Raw genomic sequence first — 24643 nt, 5'->3', positions numbered from 1 at the left:
TATAGGGTATTGCTGATATTTTATACTTACATAATGAAGAAATAGAATACCGCAGCTAAAATGAAACGGTAGTAAGCGAACGGTGTTAGTTTTACACGACCTAATAATTTTAAGAATGAAACAATTGCAAGCATCGCAACAACGAATGCTGTAATAAATCCAGTTGCAAATAACGGTATATCAGCCACGCTTAATATATCCCAGCTTTTAATTAAATCTAAGGCACTTGCAGCTACCATCATTGGCACCGCTAGAATAAATGTATATTCCGCTGCCGCTGTATGCGAAACACGTGCTAATAAACCACCACTTATTGTTGATCCAGAACGAGAAAATCCTGGCCAAAGTGCTAAACATTGGAACATTCCGATTGTAAATGCTTGCTTATATGTGATTTCATCTAACGTTCTTGCTGTACTTGGTTTTGAAAACTTCTCAGCAACAATCATTAAAATACCACCAGCTACTAAACTAATAACAACCGGTCCTGGACCGAATAAAACTTCTTTAATTGCGCTATGGAATAGTACGCCGAGTATGCCGGCAGGAATCATCCCGATAATAATATGTAATAAATTTAAAGATGGTCCATCAGTTACTTTCCCTATTCCAACTAATGACCATAAACGTTTCCAAAATATAACAACAACTGCTAAAATCGATCCCAACTGAATAACAACTTCGAAAACTTTCGCTCTATCGTCTTCAAATCCAATTAAGTGTCCTGTTAAAATCATATGTCCTGTTGATGATACTGGTAAAAACTCTGTTAAACCTTCAACAGCACCCATGATTAATCCAATTAACCAATCAGCCACAAGTAGTGCCTCCTTAATAACGAATATGTAATTTTTCACACCTTATCATAATACCTTATCCCTTTTCAAAGTGCATCCTTTTTTTATTGATTTCATTTGTTGTATACGCTTATTTCTTTTCTATTTTCTGATTAAATTGTATGATAATAAGAGTTTGTTTTTTACGTTGAAAGGGGATTTTATGAAAGAAACTACTTCATTCTCACAAAAGTTAAAGCAATTTTTATTACTCTTTTTCCCGATTTTTGTAACGCAAATGTCATTATTTGCGATGAGCTTTTTTGATACGACAATGTCAGGACATGCGAGTCCTATTGATTTAGCGGGTGTTGCTATCGGAACAAGTATATGGCTTCCCGTTAGTACCGGCTTAACAGGAATTTTAATGGCTACTACTCCTATTGTTGCACAGCTCGTTGGATCAAAGAAAAAGGAGGACGTTCCCCACATTGTCATTCAAGCAGTATATTTAGCAATTTGTGCTAGTTTCGTTGTTATCCTTATCGGATTCTTCGCTGTTTCACCTATTTTAAATGGCATGCAATTAGAAGAACCCGTGGAACGTATTGCAGCACAATTTTTAATTATTATTGCAATTGGAATTATCCCTTTATTTACTTACACTGTTTTACGCGGGTTTATTGATGCATTAGGAAAAACTCGAACAACGATGATTATTACATTACTATCATTACCAATTAATGTAGTATTAAATTACTTATTAATTTTTGGTCACTTTGGCTTTCCAAAACTCGGTGGTGTTGGTGCGGCAATCGCTTCTGCAGCAACCTATTGGTGTATTTTAATTATTACGGTTATTATTATTCGTACGAAAGAGCCTTTCGCTTCTTTCAATATCTTTAAACAGTTATACCGCCCTTCCTTTACAATCTGGAAGGAATTCCTGAAACTTGGCGTCCCTATCGGATTTGCTATCTTTTTTGAGACGAGTATTTTCGCTGCGGTAACACTTATGATGAGTAATTTTAGTACGACAACAATAGCAGCACATCAAGCAGCTATGAACTTTGCTTCCTTGTTATATATGACTCCTTTAAGTTTAGCAATGGCAATGACGATAGCCGTTGGATTTGAAGTTGGAGCAAAACGATACAATAATGCGAAACAATATGGGTTTATCGGAATTGGGTTAGCCCTTGCTTTCGCTCTTTTATATTCAATCCTTCTTTATTTCTTTGATGATGAAATTGCTTCTATTTATACGACAAATGCAAATGTCCATCATTTAGCTAAAGAATTTCTTATATTCGCGATTTTATTTCAAATTTCAGATGCGATTGCAACTCCAGTACAAGGAGCACTTCGTGGTTATAAAGACGTAAATGTTGCCTTAATTATGACATTAATAGCTTATTGGGTAATAGGTCTACCTCTTGGCTACATGTTAGCAACTTATACTGACTGGGCAGCAAAAGGTTATTGGATCGGTCTTATTATCGGTCTAGCATTTGGAGCAATCTTCCTGCTTATCCGTCTCTTTCAAGTACAAAGAAAATATACAACGCAAAGCAGCCGCTAATGATATAGCGGCTGTTTTCTTCATGCATATTTTTTCTTGTAACGTGTAACATAATGAAAAAGAAAGGTGGATACATATGGACGAAAAACAAAAGAAACAATCATTCGATGAAGAATTCGCCCCTGAAATTTCACCTGGATATCGGCAAGATGTACATAAGCCACCTAAATATAAAAATACTTCTTTTTTAATGGGCATTACCATTTTCGCAGCTGTATTACTCGTGCTCATCATTTTCGTCTATTTTTAAGGAAGGGTGGTCTATTATATGAAGAAACAAGATTCAAATCGTTCAAAAAGAACTGTTAAAACAGAAAAAGGATATGCAGGAGATTCTGTTCATACACTGAAACAAGTTGAGCAAGGAAATTTATACATTGCTCAAAAAGAACTTGGTCAACAAAATGAAAATCTTTAAAGTCCCTCTGCTTCTAGAGGGTTTTTTATTGTACGTACTGTTTTTGATCTAACACCATAAATATATTATTAACCTTTACAATTTTCATGTCATAATTTAATTTCATTTCACTTCTCTTACCATTTTCAATACCAGCAACGTACGCTACAGCATGATAGCGAAAACTCTCATCTGTCTCTTCACGTATCTCTTCGTTTGTAAATTTATACTCTAAATCCCGAAAACGGTTTGGGTAATAATTTTCTATTAACTGTTCATACCCTCTATTTACAAATATTTCTTCACCTTTTCGTTTCACATCTTCTTTATTATTAAACTCAAACACTGATAGTTGCACTGTCACAAAGTGTTCTCCTATCATTTTCATTTCTTTATCAGTTAAAGTTTCTATACTTTTGTTCTTTAATTCCTTATTTAACTCGTAGCGATCTATCGGTTTAAAGGTAGCAAAAACCTCCTCTTTATATGGCCAAAACAATCCAAAAGCGATACATAGAGAAATGATTAATATTCTTTTCTTCGTAATGCACCCCACCCTCCTCCATAATGATAGTTATATTTTAACATATAGAAAGAAAATTCTGATATCATAAAGTGGAATAACCTACCTTTAACTTAGAAACGAGGAACAATTATGGACTCTTACAAACAATATATAAAAGAAGCTCTACCAGATCTTTCTATACATTCATATATGCAAAATGAAGAAGGGTGGGATAATATAACGGTTATTATAAATGATGAACTACTATTTCGTTTCCCACGAAAACTTGAATATGCAAACCGAATTCCGTTAGAAAAAGAACTGTGCACAATTCTTTCTCATTCATTACAAGAAATCGAGATTCCTAAGTATCATTTATTGTATAAGAATGATTGTAATACTGTTCCATTTTGCAGCTATTATCCTCTCATTCATGGTGAACCGTTAACAAGTGAACTAGTTGCAAAGCTAGAGAAAAAAGAACTTGAAGTAATTATTACACAATTAGCCACTTTCCTTGCGACTTTACATAGTATTCCTTTAAAACGTACTGAAACGCTAGGGTTCCCTATCGAAAAAACACTTACCTACTGGAAAGAACTACAAACAAAATTAAATCAATATTTTACTAACAGTCTTACTTCATTACAGAAATCAGCCTTAAATCGTTTATTCGAAAATTTCTTTACCTGTATAACTAAATCTACCTTTCAAAATGCAATCATTCATGCTGACTTTACACATCATCACATTTTATTTAACAACCTGCACAAAAACATTTCAGGTGTTATCGATTTTGGAGATGCTCAAATTGGCGATCCCGCTTTTGATTTTGCTGGGCTATATTATGATTTCGGTCGTGAGTTTACTACATCTGTATATGAACAATACAGTGCACTTATTTCTCACCGCGATCCATTACTCATTCACCGCATCACTACCTTTTATCAATACAGCCCTTTACTACATAACCTTATTTATAACATTGAAACAAACAACGAAATAATATTAAAGAAGAATGAAGAACAGCTTAAAGCAATACTACAGGGACGAGATTAAATTCTCTCCCTATACTCTCTCTCCTCATACATCATTAACTTTTTATCCATTTCAACAATAACTTTATACAATTGAAACGCCTGTAAAATTTGCAGTTGAATTCCAAAAGGAGCATTCTGTTCTTTTAACCATTGAAATACTGCCGTTTCATCTTTCATTGATTATTCCTCCTCTTATTAAAATCTGCTACTCATATACCGTAAATGATGAAAAGCTTTTCATGTCAATAATAAAAAGGATGCAAAATTGCATCCTTTAATGTACTATATTTTTCTTCTGCTTCGCTTCTTTCTTTACTTCTTCCCTTTGGCATTCACTACGAAACGCACAACTCATACACTCAGAACGAAAATGACGCTCTGTATAGTGCTCAGGTTGCTGCAACATTTCTTTCATTCTAAATAAATCATCCATTCCAGTTATAATATCTTCCTGCTTTGGAATGTACTCATACTTAGTTCCTTCTATTAAATTAATAACTTCAATTTTCCCCGGAAGAATACCGAAAGCTTTATAACTGAATACTGTCATTAGCTTCTGACAAAGAGCAAGCATTTCCTCATCCGCATCGACAACATACTTTTTAATTACAAACGATTCAGCACTCCACTCACCAACTTCAAATGTCAATGACATGTGGACACCTAACTCTTCCATATATGTTTGAAACTTCTCATATAAAAATAACGGCGGTGCCTGACTATCATCCCTTTCAACAAACTGTAATAAGTGATCAGTTAGCTTCGCTAAAACAATATAGTACTCCGCCTTTGAAGCAAACATATTAATCCTTACTTTTTTCCAATACTTTTCTATTAATATTAAAAGTACAATTTTCGTTTGTTGGCCCGCAGGTAGCGTGTAATATTCATTAATAATTTGATTCACAATCATTTGCGCTATTTGTTGCCATTCAAATGAAGAAGGTTCTCTTCTTTTTATATGACGGAAATAAAATTTATGCGGACAACGCATAAAATCATACAAATGGTAATCTGTCATCGTTTTGATTGAGATTTTCTCATGCAATTGCTCTTCATCTCCCTTCTGCCATTAAGAAAGGTGTTTTACGAATTCAGCTCCAAACTGTAAACATTTTTCTACATCTTCATCTTCTGGCGTTAATTCTACTTTCAATCCTTCTAACACAACTGCTGCCCCGCGCTCCTGCAGCTTTTCTATTAAAATATCAACCGCTACCCCGTATTTCGGATAAGCCGAATCACAAGAACCGAATGCAGCTGCTTTTTTACCAGTTAAGTTAATAGAATCCATTGCATCATAAAAATCTAAAAAATCATCAGGAAGATCACCATCTCCCCAAGTATAAGCGCCTAAAATAATCCCGTCATATTGCTCTAATATAGAAGCTTCTGGTGTATCCATAATATCAATTACTTCAATCTCATTTTCTGTTTCACGAATCGCACCCGCAATATGGTCAGCCATTTCCTCTGTATTTCCACTCATACTTGCAAAAATCATTACTAACTTACTCAACTGAACCTCTCCTTTTACCTTGTATCTCTTTTTCTGTTTGAAGCGTACTCTTCTCATCTACATATTCAGAACGAATTACATTTCGTTGCCATTCAATATGCTTATCAACATCTTTATTTTTTAATCCCCTTCGTAAAAGGTGAAATGTTTTTCTCATTAAGGTTCCTCATCTATTTCATTGATAATAATTATCAATTTCAATTATACCATTAGATTAATTGAAATTGATTATCAAAGTCAATAACTATTTTTTAAAAAATAGTTAAAATGTACAAGCTTGTCGGTTAGCTATTCATATACTATAAATGAGCATAGTTCTTTCTCAGCCCTCTCTGACGGAAGAAATAAAAGCAACTGCAATAGAGTGCAGTTGCCTTTTTTTATGCTTTATCAGTTTCTAGTAGTCTTATAGTTGTCTCTAAAAATAGTTCCACTCCATTAATTAAAGCCGATTCATCCACATCAAATTTCGGATGATGATGTGGATAACAAGTATCAATATTTTTATTCCCTGTTCCTAATTTAATGAAACAACCAGGTGCTTTTCTTAAATACGCTGAAAAATCTTCTCCTCCCATAGAAGGTTCAAGATGCACAATACGCTGATTTCCGAACAATTTTATCGCACTTTTTTCTACTATTTTCGTAATGTACTCATTATTAACAACTGGATCATATCCGTAACGATACGTATATGTATAATCTCCCCCATGTGCTTCTGTAATTCCTTTTACAATTTGCTCAATTTTCTCTTTTGCTTCCTCTCTTAATGTTTGATTAAAAGATCGAACAGTTCCCATTAAAGCTGCTGCACTAGGAATGATATTATCGGCCATCCCCCCATGAAATTGTGTAACTGACACTACTCTATGCATAAAAGCACTTGTATTTCTTGATACGATATGTTGTAAATTTGTAATAATTTGTGCTCCGATAGCAATAGGATCTATCGTTTCTTCTGGTCGTGCCGCGTGACCACCCTTTCCTAAAATTTCAATTGTAAATACGTCTGGTGCTGCCATCATAGGGCCATATACAATTCCTATCTTTCCACTTTCTAATCCAGACATAACGTGCAAACCTACTACATAATCGACGCCGTCCATAACACCGGCCTCCACCATTTCTTGTCCACCACCGGGATACACTTCCTCTGCGTGCTGAAAGAACAGACGGATTTCGCCTGCAAAATCTTCCTTCATATTTGCTATCGTCTCTGCTGTACTTAATAAAATAGCTGCGTGAGCATCATGCCCGCATGCATGCATTATTCCTTTATGCACAGACGTATAAGGTTTCCTTGTCTCCTCTTGGATTGGTAAAGCATCTATATCAGCTCGAATCGCAACTACTTTTCCTTGTTGCCTTCCTCTTTTAATTGCTAGCACACTGTACTGCGTTGGTCTCGTTACTTCAAAAGAAGAAAATGAGCATAATGTTTCATATATAAATTGCGAAGTTTCTTTTTCATGAAACGATAATTCCGGATACTTATGGAAATGCCGTCTCCATTTAATGATATTTTCCTCTGAAATAAAACTCCTCCACTCTCTTTTCATAATAATTACCTCCTTTTAAAAGGCTCTATACCTTGAAAATGTACTAAGTACCCAGTGATTATTAACCCACTCCAATTCAGGAATAACAAAACAAATATTATATTTTCCCGCCTTCTCACAATCCACTTTTATACATTCACACAATCCACTTCCTATTTACATGTCAAACCCATTACAAATTCATGCTGAATGTAATATAATTGCTAAGTTAGGGATTTTCTTTTTTAGTATTTAGTGCTAATATCAGAAAAGAGCCTTTTGACTTATTTTTACCTAAAATGTGGGATTTTGTTTTTTTCACAATAATGTAGGACATGATACCTACAAAGAGCTATTATTTCATTAAGCGAGGGAAAGACATGGAAAGATTAAAAGAGATATGGTCTCAACCACTCACACAATGGGTTGCAAAGACGGTTTATTACCTTGCAATTTTATTTGCATTACTTTGGTTGTATGGATTCCATGATACAAACACAAGTACATTTATTTACAATGAATTCTAGGGTGGGAACGTTATGAAGTTATTAGAACAAATTGAAAAGTGGGCTGTAGAAACGCCTGATCAAACCGCTTTTGTTTGGCGAGATGCGAAAATTACGTACAAACAATTAAAGGAAGATTCTGATGCGTTAGCACATTGGATTTCTTCTGAGTATCCAGATGATCGTTCACCAATTATGGTTTATGGCCATATGCAACCTGAAATGATTATTAACTTTTTAGGTTGTGTAAAAGCTGGACATGCTTACATTCCTGTAGATTTATCTATCCCAGCTGATCGCGTACAACGTATCGCTGAAAATTCTGATGCGAAATTACTTTTATCAGGAACTGAAGTAACTGTAACTGATTTACCAGTTCGTATCGTAAGTGAAGACAACTTAAAAGATATTTTCTTTACTCATAAAGGGAACATTCCAAATCCTGAACATGCGGTAAAAGGTGATGAGAACTTCTACATTATTTACACATCAGGAAGTACAGGTAATCCGAAAGGGGTTCAGATTACTTATAACTGTCTTGTTAGCTTTACAAAATGGGCTGTAGAAGATTTCAACTTACAAACAGGGCAAGTATTCTTAAACCAAGCACCTTTCTCATTCGATTTATCTGTAATGGATATTTACCCATCATTAGTAACGGGTGGTACACTTTGGGCAATCGATAAAGACATGATTGCACGTCCAAAAGACTTGTTTGCTTCTTTAGAGCAATCGGATATACAAGTATGGACTTCGACACCATCTTTCGCAGAAATGTGTTTAATGGAAGCCTCTTTCTCTGAAAGTATGCTACCAAACATGAAAACATTCTTATTCTGCGGTGAAGTGTTACCAAATGAAGTAGCTAGAAAATTAATTGAGCGTTTCCCGAAAGCAGCAATTATGAATACGTACGGTCCAACAGAAGCTACTGTTGCTGTAACAGGCATTCACGTTACAGAAGAAGTGCTTGATCAATACAAATCACTTCCAGTTGGCTACTGTAAATCAGACTGTCGCCTTCTTATTATGAAAGAAGATGGTACAATTGCACCTGACGGTGAAAAAGGTGAAATCGTAATTGTCGGTCCAAGCGTAAGCGTTGGCTATTTAGGAAGCCCTGAATTAACAGAAAAAGTATTTACCATGATTGATGGTGAGCGTGCCTATAAAACAGGTGATGCTGGCTATGTAGAAAATGGTCTTCTATTCTATAATGGTCGTCTTGATTTCCAAATTAAGCTTCATGGTTATCGAATGGAATTAGAAGAAATCGAACATCATCTTCGCGCGTGTTCTTACGTAGAAGGTGCAGTTGTTGTTCCAATTAAAAAAGGTGAAAAATATGATTACTTATTAGCGGTTGTTGTTCCTGGAGAGCATTCGTTTGAAAAAGAATTCAAATTAACATCTGCAATCAAAAAAGAACTCAATGAGCGATTACCAAATTACATGATTCCACGTAAATTCATGTATCACTCTTCTATTCCAATGACACCAAATGGAAAGGTAGATCGCAAAAAATTATTGAGTGAGGTTACAGCATGACCGCATATGGATCATTTTATTTTTTCGCTATAGTAGGCATTTTATTAATACCTACTATCATAGCTGGATTAAAAGGTAAAATGTTGCGTAAATATAATGCCGTTTTAACATTAGTAATGCTCGTTATTATCTTCTCTGATAAACCGAAGCAAGCAATCATGTTAGCCGCATTTATTATTTGGCAATATACCCTTATTAAAGGCTATTTAATGTTAAGAAAACAAAATAATAGTACATTCACGTTTTGTATAGCTGTTATTTTATCGATTTTACCGCTTATTTTGGCAAAAATCGCACCGTTTGTACCTGAATTGCATTTTATTGTTTTCGCAGGTATGTCTTACGTAACATTTAGAGCTGTACAGATGGTCTTTGAAGTTCGTGATAATTTAATTAAAGAACTTTCCTTCTTTAATTTCTGGGAATTCGTTTTATTCTTCCCTGCGATTTCAAGTGGACCTATCGATCGTTACCGTAGATTCCAAAAAGATATTCAAAAGCCGCCTAGTGCTGAGGAATATCAAAAGTTACTATATACAGGGATTAACCGTATTTTCCAAGGTTTTCTGTATAAATTTATAATCGCGCACTTGATAACAACATATCTTGTAAAGGCAGTATTCGCCAATCAAGATACACTTTTATCTAATGTGATTTTTATGTACGCTACTAGCATGCAGTTATTCTTTGACTTTGCAGGTTATAGTGCATTCGTAATTGGTATCAGTTACATGATGGGAATTAAAACTCCAGAAAACTTTAATAAGCCATTCCTTAGTCGTAACATTAAAGACTTCTGGAACCGCTGGCATATGAGTTTATCATTCTGGTTCCGTGATTTTATTTACATGCGTTTCGTCTTTTTTGCAACGAAGAAAAAGTTAATTAAGAACCGTTACACAATTTCGTATATCGGTGCATTTTTAAACTTTTTCATTATGGGAATTTGGCACATCCAAGGAAGCGCTGTTGCGCAGTATGTTATTTATGGTCTATATCATGCCGCACTGTTTATTTTATTCGATATTTTCGAACGAAAAAACAAGAAGCATAAGTTTTGGCCAAACAATAAATTTACACACGTCCTTGCGATTGTAATTACGTTCCACGTTGTATGTTTCGGTTTCCTGATCTTCTCTGGACACCTTAACAGATACTTTTAATGCACCCTTCTTATACTATTAAGAAGTTGCACATATAATATATTTCGGATATAAAGGAGATTTTAAAAATGGCAGAATTCAAAGAGCAAGTATTAGATATTTTAGAAGAAGTATGTGAAAACGATATTGTGAAAGAAAACTTAGATGTTCAATTATTTGAAGAAGGTATTCTTGATTCTTTCGCTGTAGTATCTTTATTAGTAGAATTCCAAGAGCGTTTAGAGATTGAAGTTTCTATTTCTGATTTTGACCGCGATGAGTGGGCTACACCAAATATGGTTATTAAAAAGTTAGAAGAAATCCGATGAACAAAGTGAAATTTGGTCCGATGCTTTTAGCATTGGCCCTTTTTGCTGTATTCTTACTTATTCCTACGCGCTTCCTACTCCCACTTTTAAGTGATGAGAAAGTAGAACAAGCTGCGACTTCTTTAAAAGAAGAAAAGATTCAAAGTATGATTTTACAGCAAAAGATGTTAGCAGACCCGAAATATCTTCCGATGTACGGTTCATCGGAATTCGCACGTATGGATGCTTTCCATCCATCGAATTATTTCAAAGTAAAGCCTGAAGGATTCACACCATTCCTACTTGGGCGCGGTGGAACACAAGACCTTGTACATGTATTAAACTTCACATCTACAATGGATCAATTGAAAGATAAGAAAATGATATTCGTTCTTTCTCCGCAATGGTTTGTACCACAAGGTATTGATGAGACACACTTTGCACCTAACTTTTCAAAACAACAGGGTTACCACTTCATTTTCAACGATGATTTAAAACCTGAAATGAAAAAACAAATTGCAAAACGCTTATTAAACTTTGAGATTGTTAAAAAAGAAACTTTATTAAAAATTTCGCTTGAAGGTATCGCCTACGATGATACAAAGTATAAAGTAAAAGCACTTGCTGCTAAACCTTTCGCTTATATTTATCGTAACATTCTAGATCGTAAAGATTTATTTACAGTTATGTTTAATATTAAGCCGCATAAAGAACAGCTTGATCCATCATTGAAACAAATGAACTGGGAAGAAGCTCGTAAGCATGCTGATCAAACAGGTGCAGTAGAATCAAGCTCTAACGAATATGGCATCGAAGATGATTACTTCAATAGCAAAATTAAGAAGAAATTAAAACAACGTGAAGGTTACTTAAAAAATGATGCTTATGACCAATCACCAGAATATGAAGATTTACAAATTGTACTTGATTTATTAAAACAATCTGGCGCAAAACCGCTCTTCATTTCTGTTCCTGTAAAAGGTCCTTGGTATGATTACGCTGGCTTCCCGAAAGAAAAACGCGAATTATACTACAATAAAGTTCATGAGCAAATTAAGCAAGCTGGCTATCCAATTGCTGATTTCTCAAATCATGAATATGATAAGTACTTCTTAAAAGATCATATGCACTTAGGTTGGAAAGGCTGGGTTTACATCGACGAAGCTATCCAACAATTTTATAAAGCAAACTAACGGAAAGACCGCTTGAATTATTCAAGTGGTCTTTTTTTATATACATCTTGTAATTGTTCAATTACGTTCTCTGCTTCTTTCATGACACGTTTCACTACGTGCTGAGCTGATTCCGTTCGTGCTAATGATGATGCTTGTCCCGCCCAAAGCGACATATACTCTTCCTTATTTTGCTTCGCTGCTTCTTGACGTATTTTTGAAGTTAATACGTTTTGCACTGGATACATCGGTAAATTCTCTTCTCTTCCTTCATGTTTCTCTATAAATTCATTACGAATACCCCGTGCATATTTCCCGGAAAACGCACGGGTTACCGTTGTACTCGTATCTGTACTATGTAAAATCGCCTCTTTATACACGTCATGCGTAATACTTTCTTCACTCGTTAAAAAGGCTGATCCCATTTGAACAGCCTCTGCCCCTAACGCAAATGCCGCAACAAGTCCTTGCCCATTCATTACACCACCTGCTGCAACAATCGGGATATGAGGTACTTCCGCTACTAATTGCGGGATTAATGCAAATGTACCAATCATCGCATCTTGTTCTTTCCCAATAAACGTTCCTCTATGCCCTCCTGCCTCGCTACCTTGCCCGACAATAATATCTACCCCTAACTTAGCAAGTGCTTTCGCTTCCGCTACATGGGTAGCTGTTCCGATAACTTTTATCCCTTCCTTTTTCAAATCATCTATTTCTTCTTTTTCTAACGTTTGAAATGCAAAACTAACGACTGGTACCTTTTCCTCTAATAATACTTGTAATTGTTCTTTATAGCTTTTTGGAAGTTTTAAAGTCTTTTCTTCCTCTATACCTAATTCTCTATTCACTCCACTAAGCAATACTTTCGCCTCGTTTACCTTCTCTTCTTCTATCTGTATCTCTTTCGTTAAAAGTAAATTAACACCGAAAGGCTTATTTGTTAGTTCCCTTATTTTATAAATCGCTTCACGGATTTGTTCTGGGCTCATATACCCTGCTCCAAGCGTACCTAATCCTCCGCTATTACTCACAGCTGCAACAAGTTCTGACGTTGTAATCGCTCCTGCCATACCTGCTTGAATGATCGGATACTTAATTTGTAATATATCTATTACTCGACTTGTAAACATCATTTTCCCTCCTACTTTCCCTATACCTTCTTTATATGACATGCTTTCCCCTTCTTTTACAAGGATTGAACTTTCGCTCAAGCGAATATATTGAAAGAGAAGGAGGCTGAGAACAATGATTTATCCAAATGCGTTGCAAAAAGGTGATACAGTAATGGTTATTGCACCGTCTGGCCCACCAACACTTGAGAATATATTAAAAGGTGTGAACGTATTACAAGAGATGGGATTATCCGTAATAATTGGAAAGAGTGTTTATGAAAAATATGGATATTTAGCTGGAAGTGATCAAGTTCGTCTTGATGATATACATGAAGCATTTACAAATACTGAGGTCAAAGCAGTCTTTTGTGCACGAGGTGGTTACGGCAGCGCTCGTCTCCTCCCTTACATTCAATATGAAATCATTCAACGGAATCCAAAGATTTTTTGGGGATATAGCGATATTACGGCTTTACATACTGCCTTTTCACGTTATGCGGAGCTGGTTACTTTTCATGGTCCAATGATTGAAGAATTAGGAAAAGGTATAGATTCTCTCTCCTTATCTTCTTTCAATCAACTATTCCATCCGTATTCATCTATCTTATATGCATCAGAATGTATCGTACCTACCTCTCCATGTACAGTTACAGGCACATTAGTTGGAGGGAATTTAACTGTGTTAACAAGTATAATTGGCTCGCCCTATGAGATAAATACGTCAAATAAACTTTTATTGCTTGAAGATATTGGTGAAGAACCGTACCGCATTGACCGGATGTTAAATCAACTACTTTTATCTGGACAGTTTAATGAATGCAGCGGCGTTATTTTTACAAGTTGTCACGACTGCAACCCTTCTAAGCCATCTCAATCATTGCAAACAATATTATATGAATATTTCACGCCATATAATATACCTGTGTTATTCGGTTTACCGATTGGACATATAAGTCCAAATATCGGTATTCCCCTCGGAGCTACAGCAACAATAAATACAACTAACAAAACTGTTTCTATTTCTTCTGGTATAGCCACTCCATGTTCAAATTAAAAAGGAAAAGCTGCTAAGCTTTTCCTTTTACTTATAATAATTAAAGATTCGTCCTGATGCTATCTCTGCAATTTCTTCTGGAATAAATGTTTTACTCATATCTGTTCCAACATTTAATACAGCTGTCGCATCTTTCTCGATGCTACCCAATAATTCTTTTCCACGTATCGTAATAAGGGGTGTACCTTCTGGCAACACATCTTTTACAAATTTCAATTGTGTAAAGAACGGAACGATCCATCTACCCTCTCCTTGGAAATGACGCAAACGAAGTGTTCCTTCCGTTGCCCCGTCTTCTGCTTCAAGTGAACCAGCAACATAAAACTCCGTTGTTAAGAGCAATTCATAAAATTCCTTTTGCTTTTGTTTATCATCTCCTGCTAAAACGAGTACTTCTTCTATTTTCTTTACTGGAATTTGCTCCATATGATGCCACCCCTATTTTCAAAATGATTATACTTAGATTATACGAAATATTCTTATTTTTTTCTACATAATTCCACAATTATTTTCTTAAAATAATTTTAAAACACCTTCAGTCGTAACGATTTTGGCAAATTCATCATGTAAGTTTACAAGTGTCATATTGTGAATGTCCTCTGCACTATACTCTGTCCCGTCCAGACCTTTACGATTGAATGTAGCCGTCGCATCGCTCACTAAATACGTTGTAAGCCCTAAATTACCTGCCATCCGTGTTGTAGTCTCCACACAATGATTTGTTGTTAATCCTACAATCACTACCGTATTACAATTTTGTTCTCTTAATTGTTCTTCCAAATTTGTGCCAATGAACGCGCTATTAACGGATTTCTGGATAATTATTTCATCTGGCATTGGTTGCACTTCTTCTTTAAAGTTTACCGTTTCCGCATGTTGATAAAACATCGATTGAACATTTTCTTTATTTACATGTTGAATATGAAAAACTGGTAGTTTTCTTTTTCTCCATTCTTCTAACAAACTTTTCATATTTTCTTCCGCCAAAAGGTTATTCCTCACGCCCCAGTATGGTAAGTTGAATGCTTCCTGTACATCAATGATTATAAGTGCTGCTTGATTAAGCATAATATCCTCCTAATTAATTGGGCTGTAATTGAAACAGAAAACCAAGTTGCTGCGAAGCAGTAATAAAACAAATATAGGCACAAAGCTCTACAATTTCTTTTTCAGTCCAATATTGTTTTAATATATGAAACATATTATCATCTATCGCCTTTTGGTCATGAACAAATGCATGCGCAAAAGTAACGGCTACGCTAATTTCTTCTATTTTTTGTATATCATCCGGCTTTCCCTTTGCCATACAGTACGGACATTCATTCCCAAACGCTAATGTTCTTCTTACTTGCTCCTTTAACTCTACGGAAAGGGCCCCTGTACTATACAGTGTATTCTCTAACGTACTCCACGAATTTAATATATCTGGATTATGACCTAATAATTTTTGAAACTTTGTATCTCCTACATTTGATAATGTAATTCTCTCCATCATTTCCCCTCCTATTTCCTTCTTTTTTATTGTAAAATAAATAAAGTTCATTTTACATTTCATATGAATCTTAATTTTAAATTTTTCTTTACAAAAATTATCATTTTACTGGAGGTATATTTACAAATGCAATTAGACCGTGTTGATCGAAAAATTTTAAATGAATTATATAATGATAGCCGCCTTTCGATGCGTGAATTAGCAAAACGAGTAAACTTATCGGCTCCGTCTACTACAGAACGTGTACGTAAACTTGAAAGTGAGGGGATTATTCAAAAATACACAATCGATATCAATTATAAAAAAGCAGGACTTGTTTTAGATTGTATTTTAGAAATCACTTTAAAAAATGGTGATACAACACGTATGCAACAGTTTATTCAGTCTTATCCATCTGCAAGTTTTTGTTACCGAGTAACAGGAAGCTTATGCTACATTGTAAAAATCTCTGTTCCTTCACTCGTTGAACTTGAAGAATTTATCAATGATGTTTCTTCATATGCAACGACAGTTTCTCATATCGTATTATCAGAAGTAGCTCTTACTCCGGACATTGAACATATATTCCCAGAAGTTTAATTCATCTTTATTCACAAAAAGAGTAAAAACCCCTTACATTAAGAATAAAAATGATATATCATGTATTAAAATACATAAAGTTCGAGAAAGGGGCTTTACATTGAAAATCTGGTTTTATGAAAAAACGGCACAATTAGATGACTTGCTTGGTATTTGGGACAATGTTCCGACCATCCCTCGAATTGGTGAAAAAGTTGAACTTCTAAAAACCGTTCGGATCGTTACAGATATTAAATATGTAAAGAACGGTAATAATTTTCGTGTAGAGATTATTACAAATTAAAAAGTAGCTCTTTAGGAGCTACTTTTTAATTATCTATTATGCGCTTTCTTTATAACAATTTTATCTTCTTCTACAGAAACTGTTACATAATCATTTTCTTCTAACCGAAGCTTATTTACAGCTTCATCAGGTAATTCTACAGCCATCAATCTATCTGTTACTATCACTTGGCTATATATTTCATTTTCTTCTGATGTATTCACTACTTTTTCTTCATTTATGAAACGAATCGGTGGCACACCAACTTCTTTTACTGTACGCCATTGGTTCCAAGTAAAAGGAATGAACCATAATAAACCGATAATCACAAGACCAATGCCGATCCATAAATTACTTTGTGCTTGTAATTCAGTAATCGAGATTGCGTCACTTCCATCTCCACCTACAAATTGCATACTCGTTGCAATCAAATTATTTAGAGCATGCACAGCAATATTCGTCCATATATTTTTTGTCTTTATGTATAGAAGGCACATAATAACACCGAACATGAAAGCACCGATAACATCAAAATGTCCTAGTCCAAAAATAAGAGAGGATATAATAACCGCTCGTTTAATCCCCCATTTGTAAGCCATTCGCTGCAAGAAAAAACCTCTAAAAATAACCTCTTCCATTATTGGGGCTAATACACATGCTGAAATGAAAGTAAATATCGTCATGTATATGTTACTCGTATTAATTACATTTCCATCTTCTAACATGGTAACTAAGAAATTAGGTAAAGTATGTGCTAAAATATAAAATTGAATTTGGGATATACCGACTGCAAAAATCATTCCCATGATCGTTGCTAATACAATTAACCCCCAATGTAAACGTCCGGGCTTATCAAAAAAACTTTTAAAAACAACATTATTTTTACTTGTTTTTAAATATAGCCACAATAGTGGAAATGCAAAAAATATTGATATTTGTGACAGCAACTCTATCGTATTGTCAGAAGCACCTGATAAACTTAATGGAATCATCGTCAGGAACATCCCTATAATCATCCATCCAAAAAAACTACGTAGCCTTATACGTGAAAATGCATGTTGCATATTGAACACCTCCAGAGATGATATAAAGTGAAACTTTAATCAGTATTTTATGGGTAGCCCTTCTCCACAAATGGCCGGATAACTAAATTATAATATGAATATAGTTGAAAATCTTCCTATTTTTCTCACTTTATTCCGAATAATATACGTATTAAATTACATAATAACAATCCTATTTGATATACCATATCAATGTTCTTCAACTTAGTTACAATTATGTTCCTAAGTAAATATGTATCTGCCACACTTAAAAGCTACATAAATCAAAAAAGCTGGTTAATAAAAATCCCCGTTAACACGGGGATTTTTCTACTATAATACGTCACGTTTTTGGAATAATACACTTGATGCTACAAGTAATACAGCAAAGTATGCAACTACAAGTAATAATGAAGTTGTAAACGTAAATTCTGTAAATGGTGGTTCTACTCCGCCACTTACTAATTTATTGCTGTCGTACACACTTAAATTTAAATGCGAGAATACAACAAACTTTGCAACACCTTTAGCAAACATCATAAGCACCATTGTAATTGCACTTTGTAAGAAGAATAAGAACAACGAAATAATTAATGGTAATACAGAATTTCTAAATACATTAGCTAAGCAAAATGAAAGAGTTGCAAAGAAGAACGGTGAAAGTACTTGATATAAAATGGACTTCATTACGATTCCTAACGTTACTCCTGTTTTACTACCGTCCATTACAATCCCGCCAATAATCATTGCGATTAACGTGCTAGCAAATATGATAAATAATATAGTAAGTAACACTGTAATATATTTAGAGAACAAAACTGTAATTCGTTTTCTCGGACGGATTAATAACTGCTTAATTGTACCTTTTTGGAACTCATCAGTAATTGTACGAGACGCAATCGTAATTCCAAAAATTGTTGCAAATAAGGTAATTAAACCAATCTCTGAACTTACAAAATCTAAATATGATCCTTTAAACTCATTTCCTCCTCCCCATTTCAGCATCGCTAAAACTCCCAAAATCTCCAATGCTGCAATTACACCTATTAAAATGTACATACCTTTTTTCGCATGTAACTTTAAAAATTCATTTTGAATTAATTTAAACATTACGCTTTCACTCCCCCTGTAATCGCTAAGAACTCATCCTCTAACGTTTTATTTTGAACAGTAACACCGTATACGAGTACATCAGCATTCACTAACTGTTTTACAATTTGCGGAATCTCTTCTTTCATTACAGATGCCACAGCTACATTTCCTTGTACTTTACCTTTAATAATTTCGTTCGCTTTTTGAACTTGATCTACTTCAAATGCAACTACAACTGTTTCATCATGCTTCGCTTGTTCATGTAAGTTATACTCTTGTACAAACTCACCTTGCTTTATAATAACTACGCGATCACACATTAATTCAATTTCACTTAATAAATGACTTGATACAATGACTGCAATATTTTCTTCTTTCGCTAATCGTTGTAAATAATCACGAATTTGGCGAATACCAGCTGGATCTAATCCATTTGTCGGTTCATCTAAAATTAAGATTTTCGGCTGATGAAGTAACGCCTGCGCAATTCCTAAACGCTGTTTCATACCAAGTGAGTATGTTTTCACCTTTTTATGAATCGCATGCTCTAATTCAACAAGCTTTACAATTTCAGCGATGCGCTCTTTACTAATTGGGGTAATCGCCATGTTCGCAAAATGCTTTAAATTTTGCATTCCAGTCATATAATCATATAGCTCGGGATTTTCTACAATCGCTCCAATTTGCTCTAGCGCCTTTTCACGCTCTGTGCGAATACTATGACCACAAATTGTAATATCGCCTTCTGTCATCGAAATAAGACCTGTCATCATACGAATTGTCGTCGTCTTACCGCTACCGTTCGGTCCAAGGAATCCGTATACCTCTCCTTCACGAACCTCAAATGATAAGCCCCGAATAATTTCTGTTCTACCGATTTTTTTTCGGACATTTTCTAATTTCACTACTACATTTCCCAATGATGATTCCTCCTTTAAACTTCTAGTTTTTTGTCGATGATGCGCCCTGTTATATAAACAAGTAGGATAAATATTCCTATAGAAAAACTAAGGCTATATAAATTCATAAGCTTTTCCGGGAATAACATTATATCTCCATCTGACGATTCATCTATATAAATTAAATTTCTTATTAAGGGCACTATAGGAGCAAGCCCACCCAACATTTCATATATAACGCTCATCACTTTTGTTACTAATAAAAACAACAAAAATATAATCGTATATTCTAGCTTCTTCTTTTTCAAAGAAAAAACTTTAACGCTAGCTACTGCAAAAAGTAATACAAGCAATATGCTAGATAATTTAAATACATATAACATAGTACTAAAGAGGTGCTTTAATGGATTGAATACACTTTGGGTAAATAACACTTCATAGAGCTCTGTACCCTTTATTATTTTCATAGAAATACTATATAAAAAAATAGAACCTATTACTTCAAAAATAAGTAAACTAATTGCAGTATATAACAATATTGCTAAAACAATCTTTTTACCTGATGTCGGTGTTAACCGAAATAATGTACTTTCAGTCATTTTTCCAAATGCAGATATCGCCTGAATAAATATCAATGCTATAAAAATTATATATACTAAGATGACTAAGGAAACTATAATTATTTGCCTTACCTCTCCTGATTCTTGCTTAATATAATTTCCCAAGCTTACGAAAGCGACAGCTACAACGAATATAAATGATAATAATGAAATAATAATTTGTTTTTTATTCGCATTGTACATATATATTAAACTGGCCTTCATCTACTAAACACCTCCTTAAACAAATCCGTAACAGCTTTTCCTCGTTGGAAACGTAATTCCTCTACATTTTCATGCAGTACACTTTCACCATCTTTTAAAAAGATTACTTCGTCAAAAATATTTTCCACTTCTCCAATTAAATGTGTTGCAATTAAAATGGTACAATCTTCGCGATAAAACTGTAAAATAAGTTCTAATACGTGTTCTCTAGAAACGAGATCAATTCCGCCCAGTGGTTCATCTAGTACGTATAACTTCGCTTTCCTCGAAAATGTTAAAATAATTTGTAGCTTTTCAACCATACCTTTTGATAAAGCTGTAATTTTTTCTTCTAACGGTATTTTAAATTCCGCAATCGTATCTACCGCTTTTTGAATGTCGAAGTCTTTATAAAAATCTCGATAGAAAAATAAAGAATCTTTTACCGTCATCCAATCATCAAAGACTGGCTTATCAGACATAAATGAAACGATTTCTTTCGTCTCTAACCCTACTTTTTTACCGTTAATTACTATGCTGCCTTCAGAAGGGTGTTGTAGGCCTGCAATCATTTTTAATAACGTCGTTTTCCCGCTTCCGTTATCTCCAACAAGCCCAACGATTTTTCCTTCTGTAATCTCTATGTTTAACTCACGGATCACTGCTTTTAATCCGTACCGCTTCCATAGATTTTCTATTTTTAATAACTCTGTCATTCGCTCTCCTCCCTTTTCTCATGTAATGAAGAACGAAGGATTGTAAGAATTTCTTCTTCTGAAAAACCTAAATTGTCCATTCCATCTATAAAAGAATGAAGTAATTCTTTCGCCATATCTTTTCGCAGCTCCATAATTTTCTCCCCTTCATTCGTTACATATCGCCCCATTCCTCTACGTGTTACAACAACTCCATCCCTCTCTAACTCTTGAAATGTACGTTGAATCGTATTTGGATTTACTTGTAATTCACTCGCTAATTCACGTACGGAGGGAATTTTATCGCCAGGCAATAAATGACCCGTTACAATTTCTTTCTTTATGTATTCCATTACCTGAATGTAAATTGGTGTATTTGGAGAAAACTCGATTTTCATTTCTCCCCTCCTGTCTTAGTGTGTTAGTTAAATAGTACACTAAGACAAATTATATGTAAATACTTACAATAAAAAATGTAATAAAAAGGCAGTGTAACTTTTCGTTACACTGCCTTCCTGTAATAACATACAGGTAAATCTATTCTAATTATAGTTTCAATCGTTTGAATTCACATATAACCTTATACAAAATTTATTTTACTTTTACTTGAGTTAGCACAGATTTAAACGTATTAATAACTGTATCTACTTCTTCATAACTAATTGTAAGGGATGGTTCAATACGAATAGTTTTTGAATTAATTAATGTTCCCGCAACAAGAATTCCTTGATCAAACATCGCCTTTGACACTTCATAACCAATCTCGTCTTTATGGAATTCAATCCCAATCATTAAACCTTGACCACGAATTTCAAAGATTTTATCTTCGTGTCCTTCTGCTGCTTGTTTCAATCCTTTTAAGAAATACTCCCCAACTTCCATAGCTCGTTCCGGTAATTTCTCTTCCAATAAAACATGGATTGTTGCAATTGCAGCAGCACATGCAAGTGGATTTCCTCCAAATGTTGTTGTGTGCATAAATGGATTTTCAAACCAACTTTTGAATACTGTTTCTTTCGCAACAATAGCTCCCGCTGGCATTACACCTCCACCAAACGCCTTCGCAAGACAAATAATATCCGGCACGACATCATATAATTCTGCAGCAAACATTTTTCCTGTACGTCCCATTCCAGTTTGTACTTCATCAAAGATAAGGAGTGATCCAAACTCATCACAAAGCTCTCGTACTTGTTTCAAATAATTTTCTGGAGGTAAAATAATACCGCCCTCTCCTTGAATTGGTTCTAAAATAACTGCTGCAACATCTTCTCCCACTAATGCACATGTCTCAAATGTTTTTCTCATCATATCAATATCGCCAAACGGAACATGACGGAAACCCGGAATTAATGGTAAAAATGGCTTACGGAACATTCCTTTTGCCGTCCCAGATAAAGCACCAAGGCTCTTACCATGGAAAGCACGCGTTGTAGCAATGAACGTTGTTCGTTCACTATACATTTTTGCTAGTTTTAGTGCTGCCTCCACACTTTCTGTACCACTGTTTGTAAAGAAGGCGTATTTCAAATCACCAGGTGTAATATCCGCTAAAATCTTTGCAAGCATTGCTCGAAGTGGATCCAGTAAATCCTGACTGTGCAATGCTTGACGTTTTAATTGATCTGTCACAGCTTTTACCACTTTCGGATTACGGTGACCAACATTATAAATTCCAAATCCACCTAAACAGTCAATATATCTTTTACCGTTAATATCCATGAAACAAGATCCTTCATCTGACCACTCTACTGCTGCAAATTGTCCATCTTTTGTTACTGTTTTTCTATAAGCAAGAAAACCAGGGTTTACATGCTCTCTAAATCCATCTACTGTTTCTTTTTGAATCCAGTTTGCCTCTTCTTCAGTAACCTTTTCTTTTTCAATTAACTGTAGTACTTTCGTAATATACTCATTTACATTTGATTCTTTCTCATTCAATTTATTTTTCACGTTCGTTTCCATCTAATTCACTCCTACATTTTTTTTATTTGTAAACCAACCAATAGGTTCTACTTCTAGATTTATATTAATCTGCTTAATTTCTTGAAATTCTTCTAACCCAAACGTTCCTAGACTACGACCTATACCACTTTGCTTATATCCGCCCCAAGGCGCCTCATTGTATGTTGGATGATAACTATTAATCCACGTAATTCCTGCGCGAAGTTTGCGAATCACACGCATTGCTTTTGCACCATCGACTGTAAATACTCCTCCAGCCAAACCATAGTCTGTACCATTTGCCAACTCAATTGCTTCCTGTTCGTCTTTAAACTTTTGAATTACTACAACAGGACCGAAGATTTCTTCCTGGACAATGCGCATATCAGGTTTTACATTGACAAAGACTGTTGGTTCAATAAAGAAACCATCACCTTTTCCATCCTCCATTATTCGTCTACCTCCGCAAGCAACGTTTGCACCTTCGTCTTTCCCAATTTCAATATAGCGTAATACTTTTTCCATATGTTCTTGACTTACAAGTGGCCCCATTTCTGATTCTGGATTATCACCAGGTCCAACGTTAATTTGCTGTGCTCGCTCTACAAAACTATTAACAAATTTATCATAAATCTTTTCTTCTACAAGGATTCTTGATCCTGCTGAACATACTTGTCCGCTACCTGCATAAATACCGAATAGAGCATAATCAATAGCGGTCTCAAAATCTGCATCTGCAAAAATAATATTTGGAGATTTCCCTCCAAGTTCTAACGAAATCTTTTTCATATTATCTGCCGCTGTTCTCATAATGTGCTTACCTGTTTTTGTTCCACCTGTAAAGGAAATCATGTCCACTTTATTACTCGCTGCAATTTCATTTCCTACTATTGGACCGGCCCCCATTACCATATTGGCAACACCTTTTGGTAGCCCTACTTTTTCAAGGATTTCGAATAGCTTTGTTGCAGTGATTGGTGTCACTTCAGAAGGTTTAAACACAATGGTATTTCCAGCTGCTAAAGCAGGTGCAATTTTCCATACACTCATCAATAGCGGATAATTCCATGGAACAATTAATCCACAAACACCAACTGGCTCTCTTACAACCATCGCTTGCATCGGATCGGCTACATGATATGTTTGACCATCTGGCTTTGTAATCAATCCGGCATAATAGCGAAAACAAGCCGCTGCATCTCCAATATCTCCTTCTGCCTCACGGTACGTTTTTCCATTATCCATTGTTTCAAGGTATACTAATTCTTCCATATTTTTATCAATTTCATCTGCTATTTTAAATAAATATGATGCCCTTTCAGCAGTGGATGTTGCTGACCAAATTCCGCTATCGAAAGCCGTTCTTGCCACTTCTATCGCGTATTTTGCATCCTCAATCGTTCCCTCAGGTGCATATGCTATACCCTTGCCATTCGCAGGGTTAATAATCGTTCTTTTTTCTTGATCACTAGAGTCTCTCCATTCACCGTTTACATACATTTTTAAATCTAGCACTATATTGAATCCCCCTTCATCGATCATTTATATATTTATAAGCAATTTTCATGCCAATCTTTAAAATCCAAAGGAATCATACATAAACTGACTATTTTCTTAAAAACAATAAACAAT

At 34.9% G+C, this 24643-nt stretch carries 31 protein-coding genes; 12 read left to right on the top strand and 19 right to left on the bottom strand.

Annotation, left to right across the window (positions count from 1 at the left end; all coding sequences use genetic code 11):
* Positions 1-26 precede the first annotated feature (26 nt).
* Positions 27-818 carry a bacitracin resistance undecaprenyl-diphosphatase gene (gene uppP / locus NSQ08_RS05620; protein WP_002030627.1) on the bottom strand — a complete coding sequence of 264 codons (792 nt, stop codon included), beginning with the start codon at positions 816-818 and terminating at the stop codon, positions 27-29.
* A 181-nt stretch (positions 819-999) separates the two neighbouring features.
* Here uppP and NSQ08_RS05615 point away from each other — a divergent pair, with 181 nt between their 5' ends.
* The 3 genes from NSQ08_RS05615 (at position 1000) to NSQ08_RS05605 (ending at position 2776) form a co-directional block, all read left to right on the top strand.
* Positions 1000-2358 (top strand): MATE family efflux transporter, encoded by a 1359-nt coding sequence (locus NSQ08_RS05615; RefSeq protein WP_002140955.1) that lies wholly within the window; start codon positions 1000-1002, stop codon positions 2356-2358.
* Positions 2359-2434: 76 nt separating this feature from the next.
* The gene (locus NSQ08_RS05610) at positions 2435-2608 is read left to right on the top strand and encodes a hypothetical protein (protein ID WP_000343684.1); all 174 of its coding nucleotides are present in this window, start codon (positions 2435-2437) and stop codon (positions 2606-2608) included.
* An 18-nt stretch (positions 2609-2626) separates the two neighbouring features.
* Positions 2627-2776, top strand: a complete 150-nt coding sequence (locus tag NSQ08_RS05605; RefSeq protein WP_000743737.1) for a hypothetical protein — start codon at positions 2627-2629, stop codon at positions 2774-2776.
* 25 nt (positions 2777-2801) lie between these two features.
* Here NSQ08_RS05605 and NSQ08_RS05600 read toward each other — a convergent pair whose 3' ends face one another.
* On the bottom strand, positions 2802-3311 hold the full coding sequence (locus NSQ08_RS05600) for a hypothetical protein (protein ID WP_002030623.1): 510 nt from the start codon (positions 3309-3311) through the stop codon (positions 2802-2804).
* 99 nt (positions 3312-3410) lie between these two features.
* Here NSQ08_RS05600 and NSQ08_RS05595 point away from each other — a divergent pair, with 99 nt between their 5' ends.
* Positions 3411-4319, top strand: coding sequence for an aminoglycoside phosphotransferase family protein (locus NSQ08_RS05595; protein ID WP_002030620.1), 909 nt, complete (start codon positions 3411-3413; stop codon positions 4317-4319).
* Here the strand turns inward: NSQ08_RS05595 and NSQ08_RS05590 are convergent.
* From NSQ08_RS05590 to NSQ08_RS05570, 5 genes are all read right to left on the bottom strand, one after another.
* On the bottom strand, positions 4316-4477 hold the full coding sequence (locus NSQ08_RS05590; protein ID WP_002126244.1) for a hypothetical protein: 162 nt from the start codon (positions 4475-4477) through the stop codon (positions 4316-4318). The genes NSQ08_RS05595 and NSQ08_RS05590 overlap by 4 nt on opposite strands.
* A gap of 97 nt (positions 4478-4574) precedes the next feature.
* Positions 4575-5348, bottom strand: a complete 774-nt coding sequence (locus NSQ08_RS05585; protein WP_002140953.1) for a hypothetical protein — start codon at positions 5346-5348, stop codon at positions 4575-4577.
* A gap of 24 nt (positions 5349-5372) precedes the next feature.
* A complete protein-coding gene (locus NSQ08_RS05580) occupies positions 5373-5819 on the bottom strand; it encodes a flavodoxin (RefSeq protein WP_002086759.1) in 447 nt (148 codons plus the stop codon).
* A complete protein-coding gene (locus NSQ08_RS05575) occupies positions 5812-5976 on the bottom strand; it encodes a hypothetical protein (protein ID WP_002011628.1) in 165 nt (54 codons plus the stop codon). Before NSQ08_RS05575 ends, NSQ08_RS05580 begins: the two co-directional genes overlap by 8 nt.
* A gap of 223 nt (positions 5977-6199) precedes the next feature.
* Positions 6200-7378 carry an amidohydrolase gene (locus NSQ08_RS05570; RefSeq protein WP_002030615.1) on the bottom strand — a complete coding sequence of 393 codons (1179 nt, stop codon included), beginning with the start codon at positions 7376-7378 and terminating at the stop codon, positions 6200-6202.
* A 359-nt stretch (positions 7379-7737) separates the two neighbouring features.
* On the opposite strand from NSQ08_RS05570, the gene NSQ08_RS05565 reads away from it, so the two are divergent.
* The 5 genes from NSQ08_RS05565 to dltD all read left to right on the top strand — a co-directional run bounded on the left by NSQ08_RS05565 (position 7738) and on the right by dltD (position 12054).
* On the top strand, positions 7738-7884 hold the full coding sequence (locus NSQ08_RS05565) for a teichoic acid D-Ala incorporation-associated protein DltX (protein ID WP_002011626.1): 147 nt from the start codon (positions 7738-7740) through the stop codon (positions 7882-7884).
* Positions 7885-7896: 12 nt separating this feature from the next.
* Positions 7897-9411, top strand: a complete 1515-nt coding sequence (gene dltA, locus NSQ08_RS05560; protein ID WP_078175607.1) for a D-alanine--poly(phosphoribitol) ligase subunit DltA — start codon at positions 7897-7899, stop codon at positions 9409-9411.
* Positions 9408-10574, top strand: coding sequence for a D-alanyl-lipoteichoic acid biosynthesis protein DltB (dltB, locus tag NSQ08_RS05555; protein WP_340772362.1), 1167 nt, complete (start codon positions 9408-9410; stop codon positions 10572-10574). The genes dltA and dltB overlap by 4 nt, the downstream gene beginning before the upstream one ends.
* Before the next feature lie 68 nt (positions 10575-10642).
* Positions 10643-10882, top strand: coding sequence for a D-alanine--poly(phosphoribitol) ligase subunit DltC (gene dltC / locus NSQ08_RS05550; RefSeq protein WP_002011622.1), 240 nt, complete (start codon positions 10643-10645; stop codon positions 10880-10882).
* A complete protein-coding gene (dltD, locus tag NSQ08_RS05545) occupies positions 10879-12054 on the top strand; it encodes a D-alanyl-lipoteichoic acid biosynthesis protein DltD (RefSeq protein ID WP_002126231.1) in 1176 nt (391 codons plus the stop codon). Before dltC ends, dltD begins: the two co-directional genes overlap by 4 nt.
* A 17-nt stretch (positions 12055-12071) precedes the next feature.
* Here the strand turns inward: dltD and NSQ08_RS05540 are convergent, their stop codons facing one another.
* Positions 12072-13208: an NAD(P)H-dependent flavin oxidoreductase gene (locus NSQ08_RS05540; protein ID WP_002140949.1), complete on the bottom strand. Its 1137-nt coding sequence runs from the start codon at positions 13206-13208 to the stop codon at positions 12072-12074.
* Between the two features lie 73 nt (positions 13209-13281).
* On the opposite strand from NSQ08_RS05540, the gene NSQ08_RS05535 reads away from it, so the two are divergent.
* Positions 13282-14202, top strand: coding sequence for a S66 peptidase family protein (locus NSQ08_RS05535; RefSeq protein ID WP_002011617.1), 921 nt, complete (start codon positions 13282-13284; stop codon positions 14200-14202).
* A gap of 27 nt (positions 14203-14229) precedes the next feature.
* Here the strand turns inward: NSQ08_RS05535 and NSQ08_RS05530 are convergent, their stop codons facing one another.
* From NSQ08_RS05530 to NSQ08_RS05520, 3 genes are all read right to left on the bottom strand, one after another.
* On the bottom strand, positions 14230-14628 hold the full coding sequence (locus NSQ08_RS05530; RefSeq protein WP_002011614.1) for an SseB family protein: 399 nt from the start codon (positions 14626-14628) through the stop codon (positions 14230-14232).
* Positions 14629-14715: 87 nt separating this feature from the next.
* A complete protein-coding gene (locus NSQ08_RS05525; protein ID WP_002126225.1) occupies positions 14716-15270 on the bottom strand; it encodes a cysteine hydrolase family protein in 555 nt (184 codons plus the stop codon).
* A 13-nt stretch (positions 15271-15283) separates the two neighbouring features.
* The gene (locus NSQ08_RS05520; RefSeq protein ID WP_170935223.1) at positions 15284-15697 is read right to left on the bottom strand and encodes a carboxymuconolactone decarboxylase family protein; all 414 of its coding nucleotides are present in this window, start codon (positions 15695-15697) and stop codon (positions 15284-15286) included.
* 123 nt (positions 15698-15820) lie between these two features.
* On the opposite strand from NSQ08_RS05520, the gene NSQ08_RS05515 reads away from it, so the two are divergent.
* Positions 15821-16273, top strand: a complete 453-nt coding sequence (locus NSQ08_RS05515) for an Lrp/AsnC family transcriptional regulator (protein ID WP_002030598.1) — start codon at positions 15821-15823, stop codon at positions 16271-16273.
* Positions 16274-16373: 100 nt separating this feature from the next.
* Complete coding sequence (locus NSQ08_RS05510; RefSeq protein ID WP_000707108.1) at positions 16374-16556, top strand: DUF3913 family protein; 183 nt, start codon at positions 16374-16376, stop codon at positions 16554-16556.
* Positions 16557-16585: 29 nt separating this feature from the next.
* Here NSQ08_RS05510 and NSQ08_RS05505 read toward each other — a convergent pair whose 3' ends face one another.
* From NSQ08_RS05505 to NSQ08_RS05470, 8 genes are all read right to left on the bottom strand, one after another.
* The gene (locus tag NSQ08_RS05505; RefSeq protein ID WP_060750607.1) at positions 16586-17599 is read right to left on the bottom strand and encodes a CPBP family intramembrane glutamic endopeptidase; all 1014 of its coding nucleotides are present in this window, start codon (positions 17597-17599) and stop codon (positions 16586-16588) included.
* A 312-nt stretch (positions 17600-17911) separates the two neighbouring features.
* Complete coding sequence (locus tag NSQ08_RS05500) at positions 17912-18688, bottom strand: ABC transporter permease (protein ID WP_002030593.1); 777 nt, start codon at positions 18686-18688, stop codon at positions 17912-17914.
* Positions 18688-19590, bottom strand: a complete 903-nt coding sequence (locus tag NSQ08_RS05495) for an ABC transporter ATP-binding protein (RefSeq protein ID WP_002030591.1) — start codon at positions 19588-19590, stop codon at positions 18688-18690. Before NSQ08_RS05495 ends, NSQ08_RS05500 begins: the two co-directional genes overlap by 1 nt.
* A gap of 14 nt (positions 19591-19604) precedes the next feature.
* Positions 19605-20393: a hypothetical protein gene (locus NSQ08_RS05490; protein ID WP_061675928.1), complete on the bottom strand. Its 789-nt coding sequence runs from the start codon at positions 20391-20393 to the stop codon at positions 19605-19607.
* Positions 20390-21088, bottom strand: a complete 699-nt coding sequence (locus tag NSQ08_RS05485) for an ABC transporter ATP-binding protein (protein WP_002186347.1) — start codon at positions 21086-21088, stop codon at positions 20390-20392. Before NSQ08_RS05485 ends, NSQ08_RS05490 begins: the two co-directional genes overlap by 4 nt.
* The gene (locus NSQ08_RS05480; RefSeq protein WP_002030586.1) at positions 21085-21465 is read right to left on the bottom strand and encodes a GntR family transcriptional regulator; all 381 of its coding nucleotides are present in this window, start codon (positions 21463-21465) and stop codon (positions 21085-21087) included. The genes NSQ08_RS05485 and NSQ08_RS05480 overlap by 4 nt, the downstream gene beginning before the upstream one ends.
* A gap of 193 nt (positions 21466-21658) precedes the next feature.
* Entirely contained in the window at positions 21659-23032 is a 1374-nt protein-coding gene (locus NSQ08_RS05475) for a putrescine aminotransferase (protein ID WP_078175602.1), read from the bottom strand.
* Entirely contained in the window at positions 23033-24526 is a 1494-nt protein-coding gene (locus NSQ08_RS05470) for an aldehyde dehydrogenase family protein (RefSeq protein ID WP_078175600.1), read from the bottom strand.
* Between the last annotated feature and the right edge of the window lie 117 nt (positions 24527-24643).

The sequence above is a fragment of the Bacillus sp. FSL E2-8887 genome (assembly GCF_038007205.1).
GTDB lineage: Bacteria > Bacillota > Bacilli > Bacillales > Bacillaceae_G > Bacillus_A > Bacillus_A mycoides.
This window is presented reverse-complemented; position numbering and strand designations above follow the sequence as displayed.

Excerpts from the sequence above, each read along its gene's own strand:
- dltC (WP_002011622.1), top strand. The coding sequence starts at position 10,643 with ATGGCAGAATTCAAAGAGCAAGTATTAGATATTTTAGAAGAAGTATGT.
- NSQ08_RS05500 (WP_002030593.1), bottom strand. The coding sequence starts at position 18,688 with ATGTTTAAATTAATTCAAAATGAATTTTTAAAGTTACATGCGAAAAAA.
- NSQ08_RS05485 (WP_002186347.1), bottom strand. The coding sequence starts at position 21,088 with ATGACAGAGTTATTAAAAATAGAAAATCTATGGAAGCGGTACGGATTA.
- NSQ08_RS05615 (WP_002140955.1), top strand. The coding sequence starts at position 1,000 with ATGAAAGAAACTACTTCATTCTCACAAAAGTTAAAGCAATTTTTATTA.
- NSQ08_RS05525 (WP_002126225.1), bottom strand. The coding sequence starts at position 15,270 with ATGCTTAATCAAGCAGCACTTATAATCATTGATGTACAGGAAGCATTC.
- NSQ08_RS05570 (WP_002030615.1), bottom strand. The coding sequence starts at position 7,378 with ATGAAAAGAGAGTGGAGGAGTTTTATTTCAGAGGAAAATATCATTAAA.
- NSQ08_RS05520 (WP_170935223.1), bottom strand. The coding sequence starts at position 15,697 with ATGATGGAGAGAATTACATTATCAAATGTAGGAGATACAAAGTTTCAA.
- NSQ08_RS05535 (WP_002011617.1), top strand. The coding sequence starts at position 13,282 with ATGATTTATCCAAATGCGTTGCAAAAAGGTGATACAGTAATGGTTATT.
- NSQ08_RS05475 (WP_078175602.1), bottom strand. The coding sequence starts at position 23,032 with ATGGAAACGAACGTGAAAAATAAATTGAATGAGAAAGAATCAAATGTA.
- NSQ08_RS05540 (WP_002140949.1), bottom strand. The coding sequence starts at position 13,208 with ATGTCATATAAAGAAGGTATAGGGAAAGTAGGAGGGAAAATGATGTTT.
- NSQ08_RS05610 (WP_000343684.1), top strand. The coding sequence starts at position 2,435 with ATGGACGAAAAACAAAAGAAACAATCATTCGATGAAGAATTCGCCCCT.
- dltB (WP_340772362.1), top strand. The coding sequence starts at position 9,408 with ATGACCGCATATGGATCATTTTATTTTTTCGCTATAGTAGGCATTTTA.
- NSQ08_RS05590 (WP_002126244.1), bottom strand. The coding sequence starts at position 4,477 with ATGAAAGATGAAACGGCAGTATTTCAATGGTTAAAAGAACAGAATGCT.
- NSQ08_RS05595 (WP_002030620.1), top strand. The coding sequence starts at position 3,411 with ATGGACTCTTACAAACAATATATAAAAGAAGCTCTACCAGATCTTTCT.
- NSQ08_RS05575 (WP_002011628.1), bottom strand. The coding sequence starts at position 5,976 with ATGAGAAAAACATTTCACCTTTTACGAAGGGGATTAAAAAATAAAGAT.
- NSQ08_RS05490 (WP_061675928.1), bottom strand. The coding sequence starts at position 20,393 with ATGAAGGCCAGTTTAATATATATGTACAATGCGAATAAAAAACAAATT.
- NSQ08_RS05605 (WP_000743737.1), top strand. The coding sequence starts at position 2,627 with ATGAAGAAACAAGATTCAAATCGTTCAAAAAGAACTGTTAAAACAGAA.
- dltD (WP_002126231.1), top strand. The coding sequence starts at position 10,879 with ATGAACAAAGTGAAATTTGGTCCGATGCTTTTAGCATTGGCCCTTTTT.
- dltA (WP_078175607.1), top strand. The coding sequence starts at position 7,897 with ATGAAGTTATTAGAACAAATTGAAAAGTGGGCTGTAGAAACGCCTGAT.
- NSQ08_RS05565 (WP_002011626.1), top strand. The coding sequence starts at position 7,738 with ATGGAAAGATTAAAAGAGATATGGTCTCAACCACTCACACAATGGGTT.
- NSQ08_RS05480 (WP_002030586.1), bottom strand. The coding sequence starts at position 21,465 with ATGAAAATCGAGTTTTCTCCAAATACACCAATTTACATTCAGGTAATG.
- NSQ08_RS05505 (WP_060750607.1), bottom strand. The coding sequence starts at position 17,599 with ATGCAACATGCATTTTCACGTATAAGGCTACGTAGTTTTTTTGGATGG.
- NSQ08_RS05530 (WP_002011614.1), bottom strand. The coding sequence starts at position 14,628 with ATGGAGCAAATTCCAGTAAAGAAAATAGAAGAAGTACTCGTTTTAGCA.
- NSQ08_RS05515 (WP_002030598.1), top strand. The coding sequence starts at position 15,821 with ATGCAATTAGACCGTGTTGATCGAAAAATTTTAAATGAATTATATAAT.